The sequence below is a fragment of the Clostridium felsineum DSM 794 genome (genome assembly GCF_002006355.2).
Lineage (GTDB): Bacteria > Bacillota > Clostridia > Clostridiales > Clostridiaceae > Clostridium_S > Clostridium_S felsineum.
On record NZ_CP096980.1, the window covers coordinates 4,661,113 to 4,677,269 of the forward strand.

15 protein-coding genes are annotated in these 16,157 nt (G+C 29.4%); 1 reads left to right on the top strand and 14 read right to left on the bottom strand.

Going from position 1 to position 16,157, the window contains the following annotated elements:
* The 8 genes from CLFE_RS21580 to CLFE_RS21615 all read right to left on the bottom strand — a co-directional run bounded on the left by CLFE_RS21580 (window position 1) and on the right by CLFE_RS21615 (window position 8,956).
* Complete coding sequence (locus tag CLFE_RS21580) at window positions 1-1,020, bottom strand: ABC transporter permease (protein ID WP_242951731.1); 1,020 nt, start codon at window positions 1,018-1,020, stop codon at window positions 1-3.
* Window positions 1,021-1,064: 44 nt separating this feature from the next.
* A complete protein-coding gene (locus tag CLFE_RS21585) occupies window positions 1,065-2,129 on the bottom strand; it encodes an ABC transporter permease (RefSeq protein WP_077895453.1) in 1,065 nt (354 codons plus the stop codon).
* A gap of 26 nt (window positions 2,130-2,155) precedes the next feature.
* Complete coding sequence (locus CLFE_RS21590; protein WP_077851617.1) at window positions 2,156-3,085, bottom strand: ABC transporter ATP-binding protein; 930 nt, start codon at window positions 3,083-3,085, stop codon at window positions 2,156-2,158.
* 110 nt (window positions 3,086-3,195) lie between these two features.
* Entirely contained in the window at window positions 3,196-4,218 is a 1,023-nt protein-coding gene (locus CLFE_RS21595; RefSeq protein WP_077895454.1) for a glycoside hydrolase family 130 protein, read from the bottom strand.
* A gap of 27 nt (window positions 4,219-4,245) precedes the next feature.
* Window positions 4,246-5,121 carry a carbohydrate ABC transporter permease gene (locus CLFE_RS21600; protein WP_077895455.1) on the bottom strand — a complete coding sequence of 292 codons (876 nt, stop codon included), beginning with the start codon at window positions 5,119-5,121 and terminating at the stop codon, window positions 4,246-4,248.
* A gap of 4 nt (window positions 5,122-5,125) precedes the next feature.
* The gene (locus tag CLFE_RS21605) at window positions 5,126-6,013 is read right to left on the bottom strand and encodes a carbohydrate ABC transporter permease (RefSeq protein WP_077895456.1); all 888 of its coding nucleotides are present in this window, start codon (window positions 6,011-6,013) and stop codon (window positions 5,126-5,128) included.
* 69 nt (window positions 6,014-6,082) lie between these two features.
* Window positions 6,083-7,324 (bottom strand): ABC transporter substrate-binding protein, encoded by a 1,242-nt coding sequence (locus CLFE_RS21610; RefSeq protein ID WP_077895457.1) that lies wholly within the window; start codon window positions 7,322-7,324, stop codon window positions 6,083-6,085.
* A 99-nt stretch (window positions 7,325-7,423) separates the two neighbouring features.
* Entirely contained in the window at window positions 7,424-8,956 is a 1,533-nt protein-coding gene (locus CLFE_RS21615; RefSeq protein ID WP_077895458.1) for a response regulator transcription factor, read from the bottom strand.
* A gap of 312 nt (window positions 8,957-9,268) precedes the next feature.
* Here CLFE_RS21615 and CLFE_RS21620 point away from each other — a divergent pair, with 312 nt between their 5' ends.
* The gene (locus CLFE_RS21620) at window positions 9,269-10,921 is read left to right on the top strand and encodes a sensor histidine kinase (RefSeq protein WP_250944683.1); all 1,653 of its coding nucleotides are present in this window, start codon (window positions 9,269-9,271) and stop codon (window positions 10,919-10,921) included.
* Here the strand turns inward: CLFE_RS21620 and CLFE_RS21625 are convergent.
* The 6 genes from CLFE_RS21625 to CLFE_RS21650 all read right to left on the bottom strand — a co-directional run bounded on the left by CLFE_RS21625 (window position 10,908) and on the right by CLFE_RS21650 (window position 16,154).
* The gene (locus CLFE_RS21625; protein WP_077895460.1) at window positions 10,908-11,912 is read right to left on the bottom strand and encodes an SGNH/GDSL hydrolase family protein; all 1,005 of its coding nucleotides are present in this window, start codon (window positions 11,910-11,912) and stop codon (window positions 10,908-10,910) included. The genes CLFE_RS21620 and CLFE_RS21625 overlap by 14 nt on opposite strands.
* Window positions 11,913-11,925: 13 nt before the next feature.
* Window positions 11,926-13,020, bottom strand: coding sequence for an SGNH/GDSL hydrolase family protein (locus CLFE_RS21630; RefSeq protein WP_077895461.1), 1,095 nt, complete (start codon window positions 13,018-13,020; stop codon window positions 11,926-11,928).
* Between the two features lie 99 nt (window positions 13,021-13,119).
* Window positions 13,120-13,749: a hypothetical protein gene (locus CLFE_RS21635; protein WP_139356242.1), complete on the bottom strand. Its 630-nt coding sequence runs from the start codon at window positions 13,747-13,749 to the stop codon at window positions 13,120-13,122.
* A gap of 19 nt (window positions 13,750-13,768) precedes the next feature.
* Entirely contained in the window at window positions 13,769-14,146 is a 378-nt protein-coding gene (locus tag CLFE_RS21640) for a hypothetical protein (RefSeq protein ID WP_077895463.1), read from the bottom strand.
* 124 nt (window positions 14,147-14,270) lie between these two features.
* On the bottom strand, window positions 14,271-15,653 hold the full coding sequence (locus tag CLFE_RS21645) for a PTS fructose transporter subunit IIC (protein ID WP_077835276.1): 1,383 nt from the start codon (window positions 15,651-15,653) through the stop codon (window positions 14,271-14,273).
* 57 nt (window positions 15,654-15,710) lie between these two features.
* Complete coding sequence (locus tag CLFE_RS21650; protein WP_077835275.1) at window positions 15,711-16,154, bottom strand: PTS sugar transporter subunit IIA; 444 nt, start codon at window positions 16,152-16,154, stop codon at window positions 15,711-15,713.
* Between the last annotated feature and the right edge of the window lie 3 nt (window positions 16,155-16,157).

Below are 16,157 nucleotides of genomic sequence, written 5' to 3' on the forward strand. Positions count from 1 at the left end.
TTACTTTATTATATCTTTTTTAGTAATAGTACCAACTAATATAAATACCGTCGTAAACAACATAATTATAAGAATGTCTATTCCTAGTTCCCTACTACTATTATAAAATAATATATTGTCAATACCTTCAACAATCCATCTTGTTGGTACAAATTGCGATACAAATTGAAGTTCTTTGGGCATGCTTTCAATACCCCAAAAACAGCCTCCCAGCATACACATAGGTACAACAACAAAATATACGTCAAAACTTCTATCGCTAAGCTTATTTACAAACATTGCAAAAGAAGCAGACATTACAGATACTACAAGAAATAACACACTAAGTGATACAATGTAATTAAATACTGTACTTTTAAATAAAATAATACTTTCCAAAAAAACCACAATCACTTGAATAATATTAATCGAAACTAAAATAAATAGTTTTTCAAAGACATAGCTTTTTATATCTATTGGTGCAGCAAAAATTCTTTTATCATCATTTAGAAGTCTTTTGGCAAAAATACAAGAACTTAAAAGTAAAAACATAATTAAAAAATAAAATACAACTCCTATCTTACTTCTTTCTTTTATATTAATTCCAATAGAACTTACATTAATTTTATTTACACCATTTTTATCTATTGTTTTATAAAACGCTTCTTTATTTTTATTAGAAGAATCATAAACTTTTCTTACACTTTTAATAAATAATGCGATTTCATTATTTATTAACTTGTAATAATCATTTTTTTCTTCTCCATATAGTTTTAAATTTACAGTTTTGCCTTTAAACATACTATCTGTAAATCCCTTTTCTATTTCAATAACGTTATTAACTGTATTGTTTTCAATTTGATATTTAGGATCACCACTGCTTATATCAACTAAATCATAATTATTCCGTAATTCATTTTTTAATATCTTAGTTAATTTAGTGTTATCATTATCCAAAAAACCTACTTTGATTTTAGATGTACTAATGTTTATAAATACACCAGAAAATATAAGAGGCAGTATACAAATAAAAATTAACATTCTTTTTTGATTTAGAAGTCTTTTTATTCCATAAAATATAATATTCAGCTTAACCGCCTCCTTGACAAAATAGATATTAATAATACTAAAATAACATCTAATACTATAAGTTCTATATAATATTTTTTAATTTCTAAATTAAATCCATATCTGCTTCCAAAAATTATATTTTGAGCTGCATAACTTGGGGATAGAAAACTTAATTTGGTTAAGTTTTCTCCCAAAGCACTTATACGCATATATCCACCTGATAATATAGTAAATATAGGCGTTACTATTTGTATTATATAATTTGATATTTCAATATCTAAAAATAGTAATTGAAGAAACATTCCTAAACTTATAGCGAGCAAAGAATATAAAAATATTACAGATATAATTACTGAATAATTGCTTCCTAGGTTTGCTCCATAAATAAACTTTGAAGCTAGACACACAATTACTAAATCAACCATAAGCATTGCTACAAGTCCCAACATTTTTCCAAAAACTATATTATTCTGTTTAATTGGTAAACTTTCTATTCTTCCTTTTATCTCTTTATTCATATCTTCATGAATCACTTTAAAACCATATGTAGCTCCATATAACGTTATCATAACAAGCATAGTTACTGCATAATAATCAATTGATGATGTGACAACATTAATTTTCTTTATAGCCAAATCACTATTGTCCTTATACCCCTTACTCTTTAATTTTTCAGTTACGTTATGTACAAAATTTTTTATTATTAAAGTGTTAAAAGTACCTTCTGCCGTTTCCCTCAGATATAATTTTATATTATTATTGTTGTCTATAACAACATAGCCATCACATTTTCTATTTTTTAGATCATATGTACCTTTTTCAATATAATTCACCTTTGACATATTAATTTTATCTTTAAAAAACATATCATTTTTAATAAAGTCATTAATATCTTTATATACACTCTTATTATAAGAAAAAAGCTCTATATTTTCATGATAGTTCATACTTCCAATATATTCACTTTTAAGTGATATTCCTAAAATTCCTATTAATATTATAGGAAATATGACAATTGGTAATATAGATGCTTTGAACTTTTTTCTAAAAGTATAGTAAGCTATATGTAATACTCTCAAATTATCACCACCAAACTATTCTTAGGTTAATCTAAATTTCTCCCTGTGAGTGTTAGAAATACTGTTTCTATATTAGGTCTATCAATAATCACATCTAGAACATCTAAGCCAGAATTCACTATAATATCTATTATCTTAGCTATATTTTTACTATTTTTATCTGAAACTACATCTATATATTCTCCATTTAAGCTGCATTCCTTAACTCCATAAATTTTTTTTATTTCATCTACTATTGTATAATTCAACGCTGATATTTTTATTTTTATTTTTTCTTCCTTTGCCGCTAAACTTTTAAGTTCTTCTTTGTCTCCTTTTGCAATAATTTTTCCTTTATCTATTATCGCTATGTTGTTGCAGAGCCTTTCTATTTCCTCCATGTAATGTGAAGTGTATATTATTGTAGCACCATTTTTATTCAGTTCTTTTATAGAATCCAAAAGTATTCCTCTAGATTTTGGATCTATTCCAGCCGTGGGTTCATCCATAATTATAAGTTTAGGTTTATGTACAATTCCACAAGCTATATTAAGTCTTCTAAGCATTCCGCCTGAAAGTTCTTTGGGGAATTTCTTTGCTTTATCTAAAAGTCCTACAAAATTTAGGGCTTCTCTTGCACTATCTTTAAGTTTTCTCCCTTTAAGTCCGTAAATTCCTCCAAAATACATTACATTGTCATACACATTTAAGTCGTCATAAACTGATATAGTTTGAGTAACTATACCTATAGACTTTTTTATTTCCATTTCATCCTTTTTTAAATCCATTCCAAAAATTTTTATACTTCCAGAATCTATTTTATTAAGACCTATTATACAATTAATGATTGTAGTTTTTCCTGCTCCATTTGGCCCTAAAAATCCTAATATTTCTCCCTCTTCAATGTTTAAATTCACATTATCAATTGCTAAAAAATCTCCATACCTTTTAACCAGATTTTTTATTTCTAGAAGCATCCTTATCACCCTTCTTAACTTTATAATTCTATTCTATCAAACAACTGTTATTATAAAAAGAAAAAATATAAGATATTCACGAATTAACCGTTCATATCTTATATTTTCTATCATCTATATTCTATATTATCACCATATATAAGCTCTGAATTAGTTTTTATATATGGAATTAATTCCTGAACCTTTGTATACGCCAAAGCAAGAAATGTATCTGCTGCTCCATAATACACAGCTATCCTTCCTGTTTTTGCGTCACAGAGTGCTGCACATGGAAATGCTACATTAGGGACAAAACCTTTAGTTTCATATTCTTTTTCAGGAGTTATTATATAATCTCTAGTTCTATATAAAACCCTAGCAGGATTATCAATATCTAAAATTGCTGCTCCAAAACTGTATACAAACCCATTGCAAGTACTAGAAACACCATGGTAAAATAGTAACCAACCTTCTGTAGTTTCAATTGGTACTGCTCCCCCTCCGATTTTGACGGATTGCCACCAGCTGCTATCTCCTCCACTTGACATAACACGTCTATGCTTTCCCCAATACTTCATATCAGGACTCTCACTTAAAAAAATATCTCCAAATGGAGTATGACCGCTATCACTTGGTCTACTTAACATCAAATAATTACCATTAACTCTTCTAGGAAATAATACTCCATTTCTATTGAAAGGAATAAAAGGATTTTCTAATCTTGTAAATTCTTTAAAATCTCTAGTTTTTCCAAGACCTAGTGCAGCTCCTGCAAAATCAACGCACCATATTATATAATAATCTTCTTCAATTTTTACTACTCTCGGATCATATGAATAATTAGGTTCATATTCCTCACCCTTTTCATCCTTCCAATGTATTCTTTCATCTTCTAATTCCCACTTAACTCCATCTTTACTTTTTCCCAACACTAACTGAGGTTTTCCACTTCTTCCTTCTGCTCTAAAAACTCCTATAAATCCATCTTTCCATGGAACTACAGCACTATTAAATACTCTGCACAGTTTATCTGTTGGATTCCAATCTATAATTGGATTTTCATTATGTCTCCATATAACATGATTAAAACCACTTGGTTTATCTTGCCAAGGTATATTCTCTAGATTTTCTCCTATTATCTTTACTTCACCCATTTAACTCCTCCTAAAATACTAATCATATTAATCCTTAACTGCACCCTCTGTAATTCCTGCAAATATAAACTTTTGCATAAATAAATACAATATAATAGTTGGAATCATTATTGCAATTACCCCTGCGCTCATAACATTCCACTGTGAATTTCTATCATTTGAAAAGGACAATAGCGCTGTACTTACAGTTACAAGGCTAGATTTCGGCATATATAAATTTTGATTTAACATGTCATTATAAATACCAAGAACCTTAAGAATTATAACTGTTGCCATTGCTGGCTTTAATTGTGGTATTATTATAGACCTAAAAACTCTAAAATAAGAAGCGCCTTCAATTAAAGCACTTTCATCAAGGGAATAGGGTATTTTTTCAACAAACTGAAGAAACAAATATATTTGAACAATATCAGTTCCTATATATATTAAAATACATGACCATAAGGTATTAAAAACATGCAATTTAGAAATCAAAGTAAATGTAGCAACTTGTGTTAACGTGCTTGGAATAAGCGTTGGTATAAAAAACAACACAATTAAAAATTTTCTACCCTTAAACTTAAATCTTCCAAGTGCATAAGCTACCATAGCTGCCATCATGACACTTAAAATAACCGATACTATAATAAGTATTAAGGTGTTTGCATAAGCTAATGCTAATTGTCCCTGTTTCAACACTGTTTTATAATTGTCAAAGTAAAAGAAGCTTTTCGGAAGGGAAAAGGCTCCACTTTTCATGTACTCCCCATTACTTTTAAAAGAAGCTGTAAAAACTACATAAATAGGACATAATACTATAAACGTAATTATTATTAAAAGCACATAGTTAAACGCCCTTAATATAGGACTTTCAACCTCATAGCCTCCACTTATAAGTTTTTTGTGTTTACTTAAGCTCTTCATTTAATTATTCCTCCTTCCTACCTAAAAATAGTTTTTGTACTCCTATTAACGCAACTACAAATAAAAGTAATACTACACTCATAGCTGAAGCTTTGCCGAAATTTTGGAATTGGAATGCAACACTTAAAAGCTTTGTTACAAAGGTATCACTCATTCCTGCTGGTCCACCCTTTGTAATAACATAAGGCTGAAAATATGCTTGAAGTGAACCACTTATTCCTGTAAATAAAACAAGTTCTAAAACCCTTTTTATATTAGGAATTATTATATATCTTACTGTTTGAAAGAAATTAGCACCATCAAGACTTGCAGCTTCGTATATATCGTTTGGTATTGATTGAAGTGCACCTAAAAAAAGCACCATACTTAAACCTGTATACTGCCAAACTCCTATAATTGCAAGTGAAATATTAATAAAATACGAATTAGGAAGCCAGTGAACAACATAATTGCCTAATCCTATACTTTTTAAAAGAACATTAAGTGGTCCTTTATTATAGTCATAAATATAATTAAACATAAATGCTACTGCAACACCATTTAAAACATATGGCATAAATACTATTGATTTAAAGAAATTTCTAGCCTTAAGCTTTGCATTAAGTATAATTGCAAGATATAGTGCAATTGCTGTTTGAATAAACATCCCTACTAAATATGCACCGTTATTTAATAAAGCTTTAAGCGATGAAGTATCAGTAAACACTGAAATGTAATTTTTAAATCCTATATATTTATATGTTGGACTTACTCCATCCCAATTTGTAAAACTCTGCTGAAATAATTTTACTGCAGGATAATATGAAAATAGAAGCATTAAAAAAACTGGTACAACTAAAAACGCAATTATAAGCACGCGTTTTTGTACCTTAACATTAAAACTTTTAAACATAATTTATCTCCCATATCTTACTTATAGGTAAGGAACTTCAGTACATCGAAATTCCTTACTCTAAATAAACTAATTGCTCTCTTTTGAACTATCCCACATTTTATTGTATTTATCTATAACACTTTGAGGATCTTTAGCTGTTACATATTCTTGAATTGATGCTTGAAAATCTATTTGTGAACGTTTAAATAGCTTATCAACCTCTGTTGTAGTAACTACTGCTTCAATTGTTGGAGTATTGTAACTCATTAGCTCTGTTAAAGCAGGATCTGTATATTTAACCCCTTTTCTAGGAGATGCAATATTTATAGCATTTTCAAATTTATCGTCCTTATAAAGCCACTTTAAAAAATCCTTTGTTTCTTTTATATGTTTTGAATTCTTGCTTATTCCAAACATATAATCTGGGCTTACTAAAAGCTTTTTAGTCCCTGGAAAAGGGAACATTCCTATATCATTTTTGTCTGCACCATTTTCAACAACCTGTGTTGGATACCAGCTTCCTAAGAAGGTCATAGCTGTTTTTCCTGTTGCTTGGTCTTTTTTCATAGAATCCCAATTAGTTGACATTAAATCTGGCTCTAAAAATCCTTTTTCATTCATACCCCTTAAAAAATCATAGGCATAAAGCATACCATCTTTATCTCCAAATAATTTTTTATTTTTCAAATCATTCTTAAAGTTAGCGTTTGCTGTCTGTTCAACCTCAAGCACCATATCTTGAGAGTATACATTTAAAGGCCACTTATCTTTATAATTACTTGCAAAAGGAATCATTCCTTTATCTTTTAGCTTTTTACAATCGGCATAGAATTCGTCCATAGTTTTAGGCACTGTTTCTATTCCTGCTTCTTTAAAAGACTTTTTGTTATAAATTATGCCACAATAATTTACTGAACTGTTAAGACCATAAAGCTTGCCATTTATTGCTCCAATATCATATCCAAAAATATTGCTCTTAGTAAAACCTAGGTCATCTATTGGCGCATAATATAAAGGTAAATCTATACGCTTCATATCAGCTGGTATATCTGATAAATCTGGAAGTTCACCAGCTGCTGCTCTTGTTTTCATTACATTATCGCCATCTTTAACAGATTCAATTGATATTTTTATATTAGGATTTTCCTTATGGTATTTATCTGCCAAATCCTTAAGCTTTGTATTTGCCATATCAGTTCTATGAGTTTCCCAAGTTAAAGTTATATTGTCATTACTACTTCCACTAGTTGAAGAACTACACCCTGTAAAAACAGAAGCTGTAATGAACGCTATCCCTAACAATGAAATTAATTTTTTAGTATTTTTCAAAATCAATCCCCCCTATATGTTTGCACAGTTATCATTATAGTTTTTATTCCAATAAATAGACTTACATATGTTAAGCTTTATTAACATATCTTCAGAAAACTAACCAACAAGCTCCACATATTTTTTAGGGGATACTCCTACTACCTTCTTAAATGCCCTTGTAAAAGAAACAGCTTCATTGTAGCCTACTATTTCAGCAATCTCATATACCTTTAGATTTGTTTCTTTTAATAACTGCTTAGATGCCTTTATTCTAGTTTCTATAACATAATCAATAAAGTTTTTTCCCACCTCATTTTTAAAAAGCTCACTAAAATAATTGGGATTTAAATACACATACTCAGCTACCTTTTTAAGGGTCACTTCCTTCATATAATTCTCATTTATATATTTCTTTGCTTTTTCAATTACTCTTTTGTCCTTGTATATTTTAATCTTTAATATTTCCTTTATTATATGACAAATTTTAACTACAAAATACTCTTTAAGTTCCACATAAGTAGCTATATTCTTTATAGCATATTCCAATTCACTTAAGCTTTTCTCCATACAATTAGTTTCCTTAACAGAAGTTTTCATTTTGTATACCAAATTTAAAAGTACTTCTCTAACTTTACTTGGATTTACTTTATCGTTATAAACAAGTTCAAAAAAGCCCTCTACTTCTTTTATTGTTTCTTGCTCTTTGCACAATTCCAGAGAATTATTTACTTTTTGTAAAAACAAACTTACTATTTTTTCACTAATATCATTAAATTTATGAACATTGTCATATAAATAGTAGGCTTCTAAACCGTTATAAAAGCTACTATTAAGTGCTATTTTAGCTTTTTTTATTGCCATATGGCTCTCTCTAATATCATGATATCCATACATACCACAAGAAAAAGTTTTTTTACTAAAACACATATTTAACTCTAGCATATTTACTATTTTAAGCATCTTATTCTTATCTAATTTTACTTCTTTACTATATGAATATATGAGTATTATTACATACTCTTCTATGGGACAAATTATAGACTCTACTCCATGTTCTTCTCTAATTATTCTTTTTGATTTTTTCTTTACCTCTTCTAAGTATAAAAAAAAGTTCTTTATTTTGTTATCACTTTTTATTGCTAAAAGATAAAAATCCCCTATTTCATTAATTTTTAGTTTTCTTATGGCTTCTTTATAATCTTCTCCTTCTATATAATTCTTTTTTATTATATTTCTCAAAAAGCTTTCTTTTATTTTTTCGTTCTCTAATCTCTCCTCTTCTATGTCATCCTTAATTTTACCAAGTATCATAAATAGATTATTATTATCAATAGGTTTTAATAAATAATCTACAACACCCCTTTTAAAGCTTTCTCTCACATATATATAATCATCAAACCCACTCAAAACTACGGGTTTTATACCTAAAGAAAATTCATTTAAATTATTTATAAGTTCAATACCATTCATAACTGGCATTTTTATATCTGTTATAAGTATATCTGGCCTTATTTCCTTCATTTTTTCAAGTGCTCTTAACCCATTCGAGGCTTCTCCTACTACTTTAAATCCTTTCATATTTTCCTCAACTATCTTTTTTAAACCTCTTCTAATTATTTTGTCATCATCGGCAATAAAAATATTTATCATACCAATTCCTCCCGGATTTACGTTGAATCTTTGTAAACGTTTTTCTATAGGTATATTTATGCCCCCTCTTACTATATAATTCTATATAATTTCCAATTTATATAAAGGAGTATAAAAAAACTTATGACCTCAAAACTATTTAATCTAATAAAAATAAAATTTAGCAATCTTTCAATAATGAATAAACTTATTTTATGCTTTAGTTTAGTAATTTTTCTGTTTCTCATATCCTCAACAATCAATTTTACATATTTTAAAAGTGATAAAAATAATTCTGCCCTATCCATAGTCACTCAAAATAACCATCAAATTATGCGTGAAATCGACCTTGAACTTGAGAACTTATGTGATTTAACTAAATTTCCCCTATTCTATGATGACACAGATTTATCATATGCTGCGAATACTTCTTCTGAAAACAACTATAACACTCTAAAATCCTTAGAAAACACTAATAATTCAACAGAATCTATATTTGCCCTTCAAAATAGAATAAATTCTGTACTAGAAAGTGTTTTTCTACTAAACAAAAACCTACATTCAGTTTTTTTATTTAATACAAGAGGAGACGGCTTCTACAAAATAAAATCCGGCTCTTTATACAAATCCTTTAACCCCTCAAAAGATAAATGGTTTTACAATTCCATAAAAAAATTTGGAACTGCAACAATAGTACCAACCTATAAACTTAAAGATGTTTCTGATTCCTCCAAAAGTAATTATGTATTTGGTATTTCTAGAGGCCTAGTAAAATATAGTGATTCAAAGGTAGTAGGTGTTATATTAATAAATACGGATATAACCGTACTAGCTAACATAATAAATAAATCCATTATCTACCCAAGTCAAGAAATATTAATTGTAGATAGTGAAAATAATATAATCTATGATACTAATACTAAAAAAATAGGAACTAAAATTAACTTCTCCTGCTTAATAAAATCTACAGCCGCTTCTAAGCACATGAAAGTAAATGGGGTTAACAGCCTTATAACTAAAGCTCATTCCTCTACCTATGATTGGACAATAATAAATATAATCCCTACAAAAAGCTTGAATGCAAACGTAAATAGTCTTCAAATAAAATTTTATTTTTTCATATTTTTATTTATAATATTGTCTATATTTATGATTCTAATATTATCCAAACAAATTATAGATCCAATAAAAAACCTTTCAGCTATAATGAAACTAGTAGAAGCAGGTAATTTAAAAGTAAACGTAATTTCAAAAAATAAAGATGAAATTGGAGACCTTGCTAATTCTTTTAATTCTATGACACAGAAAATCAATGAACTTATCAATGAAGTTTATACTAATAAATTAAAGCAAAAGGATATAGAACTCCAAATGCTTCAAAATCAAATAAACCCTCACTTTATTTATAATACCCTTGAATCCATTCATATGATGGCTGAAATAAATAACGATAAAGAAGTTTCAAAAATGTCAGTTACTCTAGGACAAATATTAAGATATGGTCTCAGTAATAAAACTAAACCTGTAACCGTTCATGATGAAATATCTAACTTAAAGCATTACCTTATGCTTCAAGAAATACGATTTGATAATTTAGAAAATATTAATATTGATATTGATTCTTCTCTATATAATAAAGAAATATTAAAACTTACCTTTCAACCTATAATAGAAAATGCCCTTTATCACGGCTTAAATTCTATGGAAACAGGTGGAAGGGTATCTATTATTGGCAAAAATCTTGGACTTAATATGACCTTTTGTATAAGTGACAACGGCCTTGGCATGGATGAAACTCAAGTTTCCCTTTTAAACGAATATATAAATGGTGGTAATGAAAATTTTAAAAGCATAGGACTTAAAAACGTAAATAGCCGTATAAAACTCCATTATGGATCTAACTATGGAATCAAAATCAAAAGCAAACTTAATCTAGGCACAAAGGTAATTGTACTTCTCCCTTGCATTACAGTTAAAGAGACATAATAGACTTAACTTTTTGAACTAAAATATTAGCCATTTTATTATGAGTCTCTATACTTGGATGTCCACCTATTCCTTGCCCATCTTTTTCAGGACAGTGTTTAGGAAACTCTAAAAAATTCAAATTATAATCTTTGTTAAAATGCTTAATAATTTTATCCTTTATACACGATTTTATTATTTCTAGTGCTTTTCCCTCCATTAATGGCCCAACCGCACAGATTATTTTTGAATTTTTATAATTTCTATGGATTACTTTTATGAACTCTATATACCCAGATATAAACTTATCTAAATCTGGTATATCACCATAGCAAAAATCATTTGTTCCTAAGTTTATTACAACTACATCTGGAACCCATTTTGAAAACTGCCAATTAATGCGGCTCTTAGGTGTTATAAGATTGTACTTAAGTGGTACTGCTTCCTTCTCATCACCCAAATAATTTTGTATCATGCCATAGCCTGAACATCCTATTATTATGGTTTCTGCCTCTAAGCTTCTTCCTGCTATTGCGCCATATGACATATACCCATTATCTTTAATAGGTTCATATTCATCTTCATTTTCTCCTTCATTTCCAAAACCACAACTTATAGAATCACCTATTATTTCCACTTTAAGCTTTGGATCATGCTCTGATTTTAAAAGTTGTCCCCCATAAAAGTTAAAGCCTAAAAATCTAACGGTTCCAACATTAAATTCATTTCTCTTTATAAGTCTTATTTCATGTGCACCCTCTGACAAATTTTCTGCTAAAATAAATTCACCACCATTACTTATATCAAGGCAATTATTTATAATCTCCCCATCCACCATAATAATCAAATAATTTAATCCAAAAGACTCAAATTTTGCAGAAAGCTTTTTTGACATAAAATTAGCTCTAACTTCACTACCTGTCCATGCAAATAATGGCCCTTTTTTTTCGCTAAAATCAAACCTTCCTATATATTTTATCTCGTTTGATATCCAACCTCTAATCTCTGACATTCTTCCTCCTCCTTTAATCTATTACTCCTACAAAAATAAGCCTAAAGTTTGTTCCTTTACAATATTCACCTTTTCCATGAACCACCTCTAACTCAAATGTATGTTCTTTATTTTCTATACTATCATAAAAGTTTTCAAGCTTAAACCATCCTTGATCTTGTACCCAGTCTGGTCTTTCACGTTTTGTCTCTCTCCATTCTCCTTTATCCAATCTATATCTAAATTCAGAAGAGGTTCTTCCAAAATCACAAGCTATAGACATGCCTCTCCCCTTAAATTGAAATGATAATTTAGCTCCTACCGCAGCTGTTTCAAGAAGCTGTGGAATCATATTGTTACTTCTTCCTCGTCTTATGCACCAAGGTCCTTTAAGCTTAATATCCTCAAATGAGACAAAATGAGTGTGTTCCCAATTATTTTTATTTAGCGATAAGGGTAAATTTTCACCATATGGTGCTTTTTCTAAACTTGTCTTATCAATCAATTCCTCTTTTAAAAATTTAGCTACACTTTCTCCGTAAACTGAACTTCCTCTTTCATCTGGATGTAGTCCATCTGGCAGCCACTCTTCCCATCTCATCATACCTTCTTTAACTTGATTTAGTGCATAAAGTCCCATAAATACAGAACTTATATTATAATATTTTGCAATTTTTTCGAATTCCTCTACCGTATTAGGCAATTTATCCTTCATTAAGCTTTCATACATATCCTGACAATAAGTATAGGTTATTATGACATCCATTTGCTGCTTTAAAATTTTTCTTATAAGCCCTTCTCTTGTTCTCATTCTTTTTTCTGAAGTTTCATCATTATCATTTACCGCATATTCTACAAAAACCACATCACATTTTCTTTCGATTATATCTCTATCCACTCTAAATACTGCAAGATCACTTCCTGTAGCACCTATTGCTGCGTTTTCAACATAAAGTCTTACTTGTGGAAAATTTTTTTCAAACCAGCCAACTATATATTCTGGCCATCTTTTATGTGGCTCTCCATCAGTTATAGATCCACCAATAAATCCAAGTGTTACTTGTCCTTTATTTAGTGCCTGAATTAGTTTTGGCATTCCACTTCTATGTTTATATACCTCAAGTTCCATTTTTACCTCACCCTAATAAATTTTATACATAAATAAATATAGATTAATTTAAGGTTTAATAACATAACAGAATTTAAGATTTATTAACCTAGTTTCACATTAAATATTTCCTAGTGGCTCTGTTGCCTTTGAATTTTTTATTGATATAATATATTGAAAATATTCTGTAGTAAAGCCTTTGGAGGAATCATCAATAAAATGTTTAGTATTATTAAGTGGAGAATTCTCCCCATTCAATTTAAATAAAGTAATATCACTTTTATCATAATTGCTAAGAAGCTTATCATTTATCACTGTAGGTATTTGTGTAGACCTATTATCATAATTAACATTCATATAAAAACTATCCTCATAAGCATATTCTATAGACAACACCTTACCCTTTACTGGTGATTTATTACTACTATTTAAAAAGGTTGCAAAATTTTTTGAGTTTTTACTTGAATATAAATCATAATTTTTCTGATAAACATGTTCCATTCCAAGCTCACCAAAGTACTTACCTGTTGGATAATGTTTATATATTTTTCGAAAATTATTGCAAATAGACATTTCTCTTACAGTATTAAAGTCAGATTTAAAAGCATTCAATTTATTAACCATGTTTTCAACTATAAAATTAACATCAAAATAGTTCTTTCCTAAATAAGCTTTATAAAATTTTGGGTTTGTCTTCATACTATTTTGTAAATCCTTGATTGCTTTTTTAACAATCTCTTCATTTTGCAATTTAGAGCTATCTATAAACTCATTTAAAACTGATTTTATTTCCTTCGGTGCATGCAGCATTATAAGGTAGTTCCGTTAAAGAATATTTTAACTTATATTTTTTATTAAGATAAATTAATAGTGCTAGCTGAACTTTAAAACTCTTTGATGTTGCATGATCTTCACCTGTTAAAAGCACATCATTTTTTTTAATATCCTCATCCATTATACTAAAGCTCTTATTACTTATCTTTTGATTTAAATTTACATACTCATGGTTTTTATTTATAAAATTACTCACCTCCTTTATTGATGAGCTTGCTTCTTTAGAACTATTATTTGAACAGCCTGTGCTAAAACATACAATTATTATTAAAGTAGCTATTAGCCTTATATATTTTTTTCTATTAAAATTCATTATATCTCCTCCAATAATATAACATTATACATATTAATTACATAACTATAAAATATATTTAATAATTTCCAAAAAATAAAAGAACGTTGCCTTTTAACTTAGCAACGTTCTATATATTTATATTTTATCTTCTATCTACATCTTTCTTTAAGACTGTAAGTAATAATGCTGATACTACCATACCTGCTATTATTGCTATTATATATCCACCTAAATTTTTAACAACATGAGGTATGAATAAAACCCATACTCCACCATGAGGAACTGCAAGTGTTGAACCAAATATCATTGATAATGCTCCAGTTACTGCTGAACCTGCCATAATTGAAGGAATAACTCTAAGTGGGTCTGCGGCTGCAAATGGTATTGCTCCTTCTGTTATAAATGATAAGCCAAGTGCCCATGCTGCTTTACCTGCTTCTCTTTCTTGTTCAGTAAACTTCTTCTTTGCTATAACAGTTGCAAGAGCTATTGCAAGAGGTGGTACCATTCCTGCTGCCATTGTAGCTGCCATTATAGTTGTTCCTGCTGTTGTTATTGTTCCTGTTGCGAATACATATGCTGCTTTATTGAAAGGACCTCCCATATCAAATGCCATCATGCATCCTAAAACTATACCTAAAACTGCTGCATTTGCTCCACTTAATCCTTTTAAGAAATCTGTAAGTCCAGTGTTAATTGCTTTTACTGGATCACCTAAGACAAACATCATTATAAGGGCCATAAATACTGTAGAAAGTACTGGTATTATAAGTACTGGCATTAAACTGTCTAAAGCTTTTGGAAGTTTTATATATTTCTTTAATAATAGAACAAAGTAACCTGCAATAAATCCTGCGAGTAACGCTCCTATAAATCCTGCGCCTATAGTACTTGCTAGCGCTCCACCAACAAATCCTGGAACAAGTCCGGGTCTATCGGATATTGAATATGAAATGTATCCTGCTAATACTGGGAGCATTAATGCAAAAGCCTGTTTTCCTGTGCTGAATATAACTTCTCCTATTGTTCCTGGAGTTTTAAAAACGTAAATTCCTCCAATTGCAAAGCCTAGTGCTATTAGTATTCCTCCTGCTACAACGAATGGTATCATGAAGGAAACACCTGTCATTAAGTGTTTATATATTCCTGATGCTACACTCTTCTCTTCTTTTCTGTTTTCTACCTTAACCTCAGACTTTTCCTTGCCGTTGCCATATACATTTTTTGAGTTAAGTGCCTCATTTATAAGTCCTTTGGGATCCTTTATAGCATCCTTAACTGGAACTTCAACTAAGATCTTTCCTTCAAATCTTGATTTATCAACATTAGTATCTGCTGCTATAATAACTGCATCTGCATCGTTTACATCACTGGTAGTTATTACATTCTCTGCTCCTACTGAACCCTGAGTTTCAACTTTAATTTCATGACCCATTTCTTTTGCTGCCATCTGAAGTGCCTCTGCTGCCATATATGTGTGAGCAATTCCTGTTGGACAAGATGTTATAGCAACTAACTTTTTCATTTTCTTTTCCTCCCTTATTATATATTATTATAAACACTTAATGTAACATTGTATTCTTTATTCAAAAACTTCTATAAATTCTTCAAAGCTTTGTGCATTTTTTATTTTTTCTCTTACATCCGCATGCATAAGCTTTCTTGATATTTCACTTAAAGCTCTAAGATGCACATCATTCGATTCTTTTGGAACTGCTATTAAAAAAAACATATGTGCTGGCTGATCATCCATTGATTGATAATCTATTCCTTCTTTGCTAAGTCCAAAAGTTATTGCTGCTTCTTTAACAGCACTACATTTACCATGTGGAATAGCTATCCCCATTCCTATACCTGTAGAAAATTCTTCTTCTCTTTTTAGTACTGCTTCTCTTAATTCTTCCTTACTAGTAACTTTTCCATCATTGTACAAAATATCTATAAGCTCATCTATTGCCTCTTCCTTTGTTTTTGCTTTTAGATTAAATGTAACCCTTTCTTTTGAAAACATCTCTTTTGTTGACATAAT

What these genes read in the sequence shown, in the direction of transcription:
- CLFE_RS21580 (WP_242951731.1), bottom strand. Translation starts at nt 1,020, where the DNA reads ATGTTAATTTTTATTTGTATACTGCCTCTTATATTTTCTGGTGTATTT.
- CLFE_RS21590 (WP_077851617.1), bottom strand. Translation starts at nt 3,085, where the DNA reads ATGCTTCTAGAAATAAAAAATCTGGTTAAAAGGTATGGAGATTTTTTA.
- CLFE_RS21595 (WP_077895454.1), bottom strand. Translation starts at nt 4,218, where the DNA reads ATGGGTGAAGTAAAGATAATAGGAGAAAATCTAGAGAATATACCTTGG.
- CLFE_RS21600 (WP_077895455.1), bottom strand. Translation starts at nt 5,121, where the DNA reads ATGAAGAGCTTAAGTAAACACAAAAAACTTATAAGTGGAGGCTATGAG.
- CLFE_RS21605 (WP_077895456.1), bottom strand. Translation starts at nt 6,013, where the DNA reads ATGTTTAAAAGTTTTAATGTTAAGGTACAAAAACGCGTGCTTATAATT.
- CLFE_RS21615 (WP_077895458.1), bottom strand. Translation starts at nt 8,956, where the DNA reads ATGATAAATATTTTTATTGCCGATGATGACAAAATAATTAGAAGAGGT.
- CLFE_RS21620 (WP_250944683.1), top strand. Translation starts at nt 9,269, where the DNA reads ATGCGTGAAATCGACCTTGAACTTGAGAACTTATGTGATTTAACTAAA.
- CLFE_RS21625 (WP_077895460.1), bottom strand. Translation starts at nt 11,912, where the DNA reads ATGTCAGAGATTAGAGGTTGGATATCAAACGAGATAAAATATATAGGA.
- CLFE_RS21630 (WP_077895461.1), bottom strand. Translation starts at nt 13,020, where the DNA reads ATGGAACTTGAGGTATATAAACATAGAAGTGGAATGCCAAAACTAATT.
- CLFE_RS21640 (WP_077895463.1), bottom strand. Translation starts at nt 14,146, where the DNA reads ATGAATTTTAATAGAAAAAAATATATAAGGCTAATAGCTACTTTAATA.
- CLFE_RS21645 (WP_077835276.1), bottom strand. Translation starts at nt 15,653, where the DNA reads ATGAAAAAGTTAGTTGCTATAACATCTTGTCCAACAGGAATTGCTCAC.
- CLFE_RS21650 (WP_077835275.1), bottom strand. Translation starts at nt 16,154, where the DNA reads ATGTCAACAAAAGAGATGTTTTCAAAAGAAAGGGTTACATTTAATCTA.